General features: G+C 34.7%; 7 protein-coding genes and 1 pseudogene. 7 read left to right on the top strand and 1 reads right to left on the bottom strand.

Translation table 11 applies throughout. The features are described 5' to 3' along the window. The first annotated feature begins 221 nt into the window (after positions 1-221). From ACEN31_RS10650 to ACEN31_RS10630, 5 genes and pseudogenes are all read left to right on the top strand, one after another. Positions 222-1,724 (top strand): annotated as a pseudogene (locus tag ACEN31_RS10650) (pyruvate kinase). Positions 1,725-1,867: 143 nt separating this feature from the next. Next, the gene (locus ACEN31_RS10645) at positions 1,868-2,548 is read left to right on the top strand and encodes a hypothetical protein (RefSeq protein WP_407109396.1); all 681 of its coding nucleotides are present in this window, start codon (positions 1,868-1,870) and stop codon (positions 2,546-2,548) included. A 120-nt stretch (positions 2,549-2,668) separates the two neighbouring features. Next, positions 2,669-2,950, top strand: coding sequence for a DUF503 domain-containing protein (locus ACEN31_RS10640; protein WP_407094376.1), 282 nt, complete (start codon positions 2,669-2,671; stop codon positions 2,948-2,950). Positions 2,951-2,968: 18 nt separating this feature from the next. Next, positions 2,969-3,403, top strand: a complete 435-nt coding sequence (locus ACEN31_RS10635) for a pyridoxamine 5'-phosphate oxidase family protein (protein WP_407109395.1) — start codon at positions 2,969-2,971, stop codon at positions 3,401-3,403. A gap of 211 nt (positions 3,404-3,614) precedes the next feature. Then, positions 3,615-4,286: a deoxynucleoside kinase gene (locus ACEN31_RS10630; protein ID WP_407109394.1), complete on the top strand. Its 672-nt coding sequence runs from the start codon at positions 3,615-3,617 to the stop codon at positions 4,284-4,286. 64 nt (positions 4,287-4,350) lie between these two features. Here ACEN31_RS10630 and ACEN31_RS10625 read toward each other — a convergent pair whose 3' ends face one another. Next, entirely contained in the window at positions 4,351-5,709 is a 1,359-nt protein-coding gene (locus ACEN31_RS10625; RefSeq protein ID WP_407109393.1) for an FAD-binding oxidoreductase, read from the bottom strand. A 103-nt stretch (positions 5,710-5,812) separates the two neighbouring features. On the opposite strand from ACEN31_RS10625, the gene ACEN31_RS10620 reads away from it, so the two are divergent. Together ACEN31_RS10620 and ACEN31_RS10615 are read left to right on the top strand one after the other, a co-directional pair. After that, positions 5,813-6,574: an alpha/beta fold hydrolase gene (locus ACEN31_RS10620; protein ID WP_407109392.1), complete on the top strand. Its 762-nt coding sequence runs from the start codon at positions 5,813-5,815 to the stop codon at positions 6,572-6,574. Then, positions 6,571-7,308 carry a pseudouridine synthase gene (locus ACEN31_RS10615; protein WP_407109391.1) on the top strand — a complete coding sequence of 246 codons (738 nt, stop codon included), beginning with the start codon at positions 6,571-6,573 and terminating at the stop codon, positions 7,306-7,308. Before ACEN31_RS10620 ends, ACEN31_RS10615 begins: the two co-directional genes overlap by 4 nt. The last annotated feature ends 140 nt before the right edge of the window (positions 7,309-7,448 follow it).

Here is a 7,448-nt window from a genome sequence, read left to right as displayed (position 1 = left end):
GATGAGACTAAAAAGTTTTTCTTTAGCTTAGAAAATCGATTAAAATATTTTAATTTCGATAAAGTGATCCAAAATTGAAAAATAACGACTAGAATAACTCAATATTTAAAAGTATGAATTATTCAGGAATATATATGTAGTAATAATAAAGGGTAACGTTTTCAAATGTCGATGAATATTGTTATAATCACATTAACAATAATATGTTATGAGGTGAACAAATGACATACTCAAGTATTGAAGAACAAACTCAAATTTATGATGATTTAACCGAATTATACCAACAAGTAAAAGCTGAATCTAAAACTGAATATGAAGCCATTGATAAATTTATCGAACGTAATGACTTTCGTGAAAGTGCTAGGAATTTGTTTGCTTATCTCGCTTTAAGAAGACGAGATATCCGATCATTACAAGCAGATTTATCTTCATGGGGTCTATCAAGTTTAGGTAGATTAGAGTCTAGAACGTTATTTACTTTAGAGTCTGTTATTAGACGTTTAGGAAATACAATTGGCAAAGATATGGACATAGAAGAACCTGAATCAAAACAATCAACAGCGGGAAGAAACAGACTTTCCCAGAATACACAATTGTTTTTTGGAGACGCGCCCAAAGAAAGAAATACACGAATTATGGTGACAATGCCTACTGAAGCTTCTGAAGACAAGGCGCTTTTGAGAGAGTTAATTGAAAGTGGAATGAATGTTGCTAGAATTAATGCAGCACATGATAATGAAAAGACTTGGAAAGCAATGATAGATAATATTCATGAATTAACCGAAGAATTAGATAAGAAAGTAAAAATTTTAATCGACATTGTCGGTCCGAAAATTAGAACAGAGTGGGTCTTCACAAAATTTAAGAAACCTAAAGTAAAAGCAGGAGATTTAGTTCGTATGACTAAAGATTATACCAATTTACCACCTCTTGATGACGATATTAAAGTGACCGTCGGTTGTAGTATTCAATAAATATTTGAGCAATTATCAATAGATGATCCAATTTTAATTGATGATGGGTCAATCGAGCTTGAAGTGAAGGAAATTGGCGAGTCAGAAGCTTTGTTACTAGTTAAAAGAGTTAGAGGTGGATCTGTAAGGATAAAGGCTGAGAAAGGCCTAAATTTCCCCGAAACAGAGTTTGACATTGACATCTTAACTGATGAAGACCGCGAAGCGATTCACTTTGCCGTTGAACATGCGGATATGATTGGGTGTTCATTCATTCGAACTACGGATGATATTGAAGAAATCCAAGCAGAAATTGAAAAGTCGGACCGACTATTAAGCGACGTCCCATTAACGTTAAAAATTGAAACAGTTCAAGCAATGAATAACTTACCCGAAGTTATTCTAAAAGCTGGAAGTCGAAACCCAGTATCTGTCATGATTGCTCGCGGAGATTTAGCGGTAGAAAGTGGTTATGTGAGACTTGCTGAATTACAACAAGAAATCTTATGGATTTGTGAGGCAAGTGATACTCCTGTGATATGGGGGACAGAGGTAATGGCTTCAATGCTGGATGAAGGAATTCCTTCTAGAGCAGAGGTGACCGATGCCGCTGAAGGGAGCCGTTCTGAGTGTGTCATGCTTAATAAAGGCTCTTATATGTCAGATACAGTTCAGATGCTTAACGATATCTTAATTAAAATGGAAGAACACCAATATAAGAAAACACCTACATTAAGATCATTAAATGTCGCAAAGATTAAATTACCATAATAGATATACTAAATATTAACGGAAATTTATAATATATTTAGTATTAAATTAGACACTTTTAGTTATAATATGAGTACTAGACTAATTTTGAGGTGATTTTTATTAAACGCTTTCTACTATTAACATCAATACTCGCGACTCTCATGCCTTATACAAATTCTTATACGCCAAACACGGCAGTACTTGCTCAAGATACTTCGTCAGTACAGGAAAGAAACAGAGTAGACGAGGACGAAACAGAAAAAGATAATGAAGATGACAGCCTGAAACCCGAAGATATTGAAGGTGCGGTCATTCATGAACCAGTTTTACCAACTGACTACGATGAAGAGGAAATCGAATCCTTGCCAGAAGATGGGACAGAAGCAGGCTATACTGAAGAAAGCCTAAACGTGAATGGTTATGAGTTTTCTTTTAAAGACATGCGAGGAAACGAAGGCTTCGGTGATGATTTTGATGAATTAAATGAAGTCTTGAATGAAAACCGAGTGGCTTATGTAGGTCAAAATAATATCAATACATTTTTTGGTCATTATTATGATTTATCGGGTACAGGCGTTTTTAAGCCATTAGCGGATCAAGGTCTGCTAGAGGTTGGAACAGAAGTAGTCATTACAGACGAATATGGTTTAAGTAAAGGTTATGAAATTACTCAAACGATTGAATTTCTACATGAGAATCAACAAAAACAATTTTACGGTGATGATTATATGCCTGATTTAGCCTATTACGGTAATGGTGATGATATGGTATATATCCAATATTGTCGTTGGGACATTCAGACTGGCCTTTTAATCACAAATATTGGCTACCGAATTTGGTAATCGTGCCATAACTAATATCAAAGAAATGATTCATGTTATTATAAAATGATTTATTTCTTTTTTTTCTCTTTCATTATCAATGTGAGTCATTGAAATATTTAATTTAAAGTAGGGATATTGATGTATGTACATGTCTTGACAATCACTTTTATAATTAATGATGCGTATTCTTTAAAAGACAAACGACGCGTCGTCAAAAGTATCATTCAAAAGAGTCAAGTTCGATTTAAGGTATCGGCAGCAGAAGTTGCTTTTCACGATATATTAAATCAAAGTGAACTTGCTTTCGCGATTGTTACAAGCGATGCAAAGGTAGGCAAGAAGCGTTTAGAAGATATATTTGCTTTTGTAGAAAGCACTTATCCAATAATGGTAACAGAATATAATATTACAGAAATGTAAATTTTTAGGAGGAAGAATATGGAATACAAAAAATATTTAACATTATTACAAGATGAGATTGGTGCAGCGGTTTTTTCAACTGTGGACAAAGAAGGACTACCTCAAGCACGTTATATTAATGTAGGTGTTGGGAATGAAAAAGGAATCTTCTTCATGACATCACCTAAAACTGACTTTTATCAGCAATTAGAAGCAAAACCTGAAGTATCAATTACAGGAATGGCTAAGTCTGAGAAGGGTATAGAAGTCATTCGCGTGAGTGGATCTATCCGCAAAGTTGGAAAAGAGCATTTAAAAGAAATACTAAAAGATAATCCGTATGTTAATGATGTGTATCCTGATGAAGCAGACCAACTATCAGTTCAAGCATTCCAAATGTTTAAAGGCCAAGGTAAATATCAACATCTACAAAATAAAATCGTCGAACATTTTGAATTCGAAGTCAAAGATTAGACATTAAAGGCGTCACTTACTAACAAAAGTGGCGCTTCTATTATTATAAAATTATGTGGAATAATTAACTTGAATCCATCAACAAAATTCTGTATAGTTTCATAGGTGCGTCTATGACGAGATTAAATTTCAGCTTGATAACACAATATATAGTGTTATAATCTTTAAATAGACACAACATGTTGTTGTATGGAATAAAGGAGAGGAGTCGATGGCGATTATAGTTGTTGGTGGAATGATTGGTGCTGGAAAGACCAGTGTTGCAAAGTTAATTGGTAATGCACTTGAATCAGATATTTTTTATGAAAATGTGGATGACAATGAAATACTTCCATTATTTTATACCGCATCAGAGGAAGAACAAGAATTAAAAAGATATTCATTTTTATTACAGTTAGAATTTTTAAGTAGCCGTTTTTATAGTATTAAGGAGGCACTTGTTCACCGTAGTAACGTATTAGATCGTTCAATCTATGAAGATTGGTACTTCGCGAAAGTTAACAACGACTTAGGTCGCATTTCAAATCTTGAGTTTAATATTTATGAAAAACTTCTGACAAATATGCTTGAAGAATTGGATGAACTACCTAAAAAATCTCCCGATTTAATGATTTATCTAACAGGCTCATTCGAGACAATTTTAAAGAGGATCGGCATTCGTGGTCGTGAATTTGAACAAGATATCAACTTAGTGAATTATTATAAAACACTTTGGAGTGGCTACGATGATTGGGTAGATAATCACTACCACGCATCACAAGTAATCAAAATTGATATTGATAAATACGATGTCGTTAATAACCCTGCTGATGCAGAAGTGGTTATTGAACTAGTAAAAAATAAACTTATTGAGATGGGTCAATTAGAACCTGCGACAAAATGAATACATAAAAAATCACCTTAAAGAGTTAATCTTTGAGGTGATTTCTTTGTTTGAGGATGAAGTATTAATCAAATATTTTACCTGGGTTTAAGCGATTGTCAGGATCAAATGCCAATTTAATTTGTTTTAAGTAATGCAAATATTCGCTACTCATCACTTGTTTAAAGTATGGCTTTTTAACTAAACCTATACCATGTTCTGCAGAAGGTAAACCACCGACTTCAGAGACATAAGCATATAAATTCGTCAGTATTTCATGTTTTTTCTCTTGCCATTCATCTTGAGTTAAGCCGGCTCGCAAGATAGAAGAGTGAATATTACCATCTCCTGCATGGCCAAAACTAATGAAATTTAAACCACTATTCGCTTCAACTTCATGCGTATATTTGAAAAAATTCACAAATTCATTCACAGGCACGGAATAATCTAGAGGCTCTTGTTCAGAAATTGTTAGTATTCCTGCTAATATATTATCGCGTAAATCCCATGCAGTTAAACTATCTTCTTCAGAAAGCACTAAAAACTCAACAGCATAATGATCATGAGTAATTTTTTCTAAACGCTGAGCTTCTTCTTGAATGACCGCTTCATGCATCCCATCAAAGGTCATTAATAAGTACGCAACACCATTTTCACTAGGAAATGTTTTATTCAAGAGTTGTTCACTATATGCGATGGCACGTCGTTCGAAAAACTCAACAGCTGTGATATCTAAACCATTCCGTAAGATAGAAAGTACTGCTTCCGCCGCATCGTCTAACGAAGGGAAGGCGGCGATATAAGATTGTTTAAACTTAGGCAAGGGAATCACTTTTAAGTAGACTTTAGTAATGATTCCTAAAGTTCCTTCCGAACCAATAAATAGATGATTTAAGTTATAACCTGAACTGTTCTTAATCGCTACGCTACCTGTTTCAATCACGTCACCATTAGCCAGGACGATTTCCATCTTACGTACGTAATCACGCGTTGTACCGTATTTAACCGCACGCATACCGCCGGCATTTGTAGCTACATTACCACCAATTGAACCATGTTTTGCTCCAGGATCTGGTGGGTAGAAATAACCTTTGGATTCAACAAATTGTTGAACTTCACCATTAGTGACACCAGGATCTACAACTAAAGTTAATGTATCTAAGTCGAAGTCAATAATCTGATTCATCTTGCTGAGATCAATGATTAACTCACCACCGAAAGCTGACGTCGCTTCAGCTAAACCAGTATTAGCTCCATAAGTAATAATTGCTAAATCATTTTGGTTAGCATATTTAACTAAGTCGACGACTTCTTGTGTATTCAATGGATATGCCACCGCGTGAAGATTAATTATTTCACTGTGTTCATTTACCGAATAGGCTTCAGGAATGCGACTTCCTTGTAGAATGCGTGATGGCTCTGATATAATATTATCTAATTTCATAATTGCCTCCTTTGAAAAGCTTTTCATTATGATAAGAATAACAAATTAGTCAAACATTGTCATCAAAAGTACAATGATATACTTTAAAGAAAGTTGGAAAAAATTGAAAATTGTTGTAAGAAAAAGAATGATTGGGACAATTCCCGTATTTGAAGTTGTTGAAGACGCAGATCGAAATAAACCCTTGCCGATTATCGTATATTATCATGGTTGGCAAATTAATAAAACATTAGTTATCACCCAAGGCCGTAAGTTAGCAGCTAAAGGCTTTCGAGTTGTTTTACCGGATGCTGAGAATCACGGTGAACGTATCCAGTCGGTTTCATCGATACCCTCATTGACTTTTTTTAATAGCATTCATACAAATCTATTTGAATTTGGCTATATTATTGATTATTTCAAAAAACGTCATTTAGCCACTGATTTCATTGGTGTAGGTGGTTTGTCGATGGGTGGAATGACAACATGTGCCTTAATGACTCATAATCCAGAAATTAATGCAGCAGCATGTATTATGGGAACACCAGCTTTAACTGATTACAGAGACATGATTCACCGACATGCGACAAGTCGTAATATTTATTTACCTAAGGACTATTTCAATCTAACTGCTTGGATTCCTAAGTATGATTTAGCTCGCCAGCCCGAATTATTAAATGACAGACCTTTCTTTATTTGGCACGGGGATGAAGATGGAAAAGTTCCATTTAGCCAGACAAAAGCCTTTGTAGAAGAGAATACGGAATTGAGAATGGAAGTCATCTTTGAACATGCTGGTCACCTTGTACAAACTCAGACGATGGATAAAATTGCTGATTTTTTTGAACGTAGCCACAATGAATATTTAGAAGAGTTAAACAGATGACGCTGGATGAGTTATTACAACAAGCACTCGATTTGCCTGTAAAAAATAGAAAGAGATTATTACAAAGTAAGCAAGTAACGTGTGACGGAAAAATCGTCACGGATCGAATGCTTACGGTCGATCCTGTATTATTTGATATCAGAGTGAATGGTAAGCGCATAGGTAAAGATTTTGGACATACTTATTTAGCCTTGAACAAACCCAAAGGGATCTTGAGTGCTAAAAAAGATTCGAAGTTCTCTACTGTTTTAGATTTGCTTAAAAATCAAGATTTTGATGAGAGTTTATCAATTGTAGGGCGATTAGATCGTGACTCAACCGGCTTAGTTTTTCTCACGAATAATGGTCAATTGCATTATCTATTTGAACAAGCACGTTTCGCTAAAGAGAAGCAATATCGTGTCACTGTGAATGGTTTGATGGATCAGATAATGGTTGAAGCATTTAAAGGCGGCTTACTATTAGAAGATGGAACTCAACTCAAGACAGCCAAATTACGCATCTTAAATCAATCCGTGAGTGAAAGTAGTGGGATTGTTACTATAACTGAGGGTAAAAGACATCAAATTAAACGGATGTTTTTACAATGCGGGGTAAAAGTGACAGACTTACATCGCATTATGATTGGCCCCATTCACTTGGACGGGGCAACGCAAAGTGGCCAATATCGGGATTTATATAAAGAAGAATTACAAGAATTAAAACAAATAATGCAAGAATTAAAACGATCATAATTTGTATCGATATTTAATCCTGAATAATTCATAGTTTTACTAATAGTCTTTCCTAACATTGATTTAATAGTCTTTAAAGTAATCTGCTTCATCACCCATTAGGTGATGAAAAAAGACCCCCTTTCTGATATGGTTAATTC

It is taken from the genome of Ruoffia sp. FAM 26255 (assembly GCF_045528525.1).
Lineage (GTDB): Bacteria > Bacillota > Bacilli > Lactobacillales > Aerococcaceae > Ruoffia > Ruoffia tabacinasalis.
This window is presented reverse-complemented; position numbering and strand designations above follow the sequence as displayed.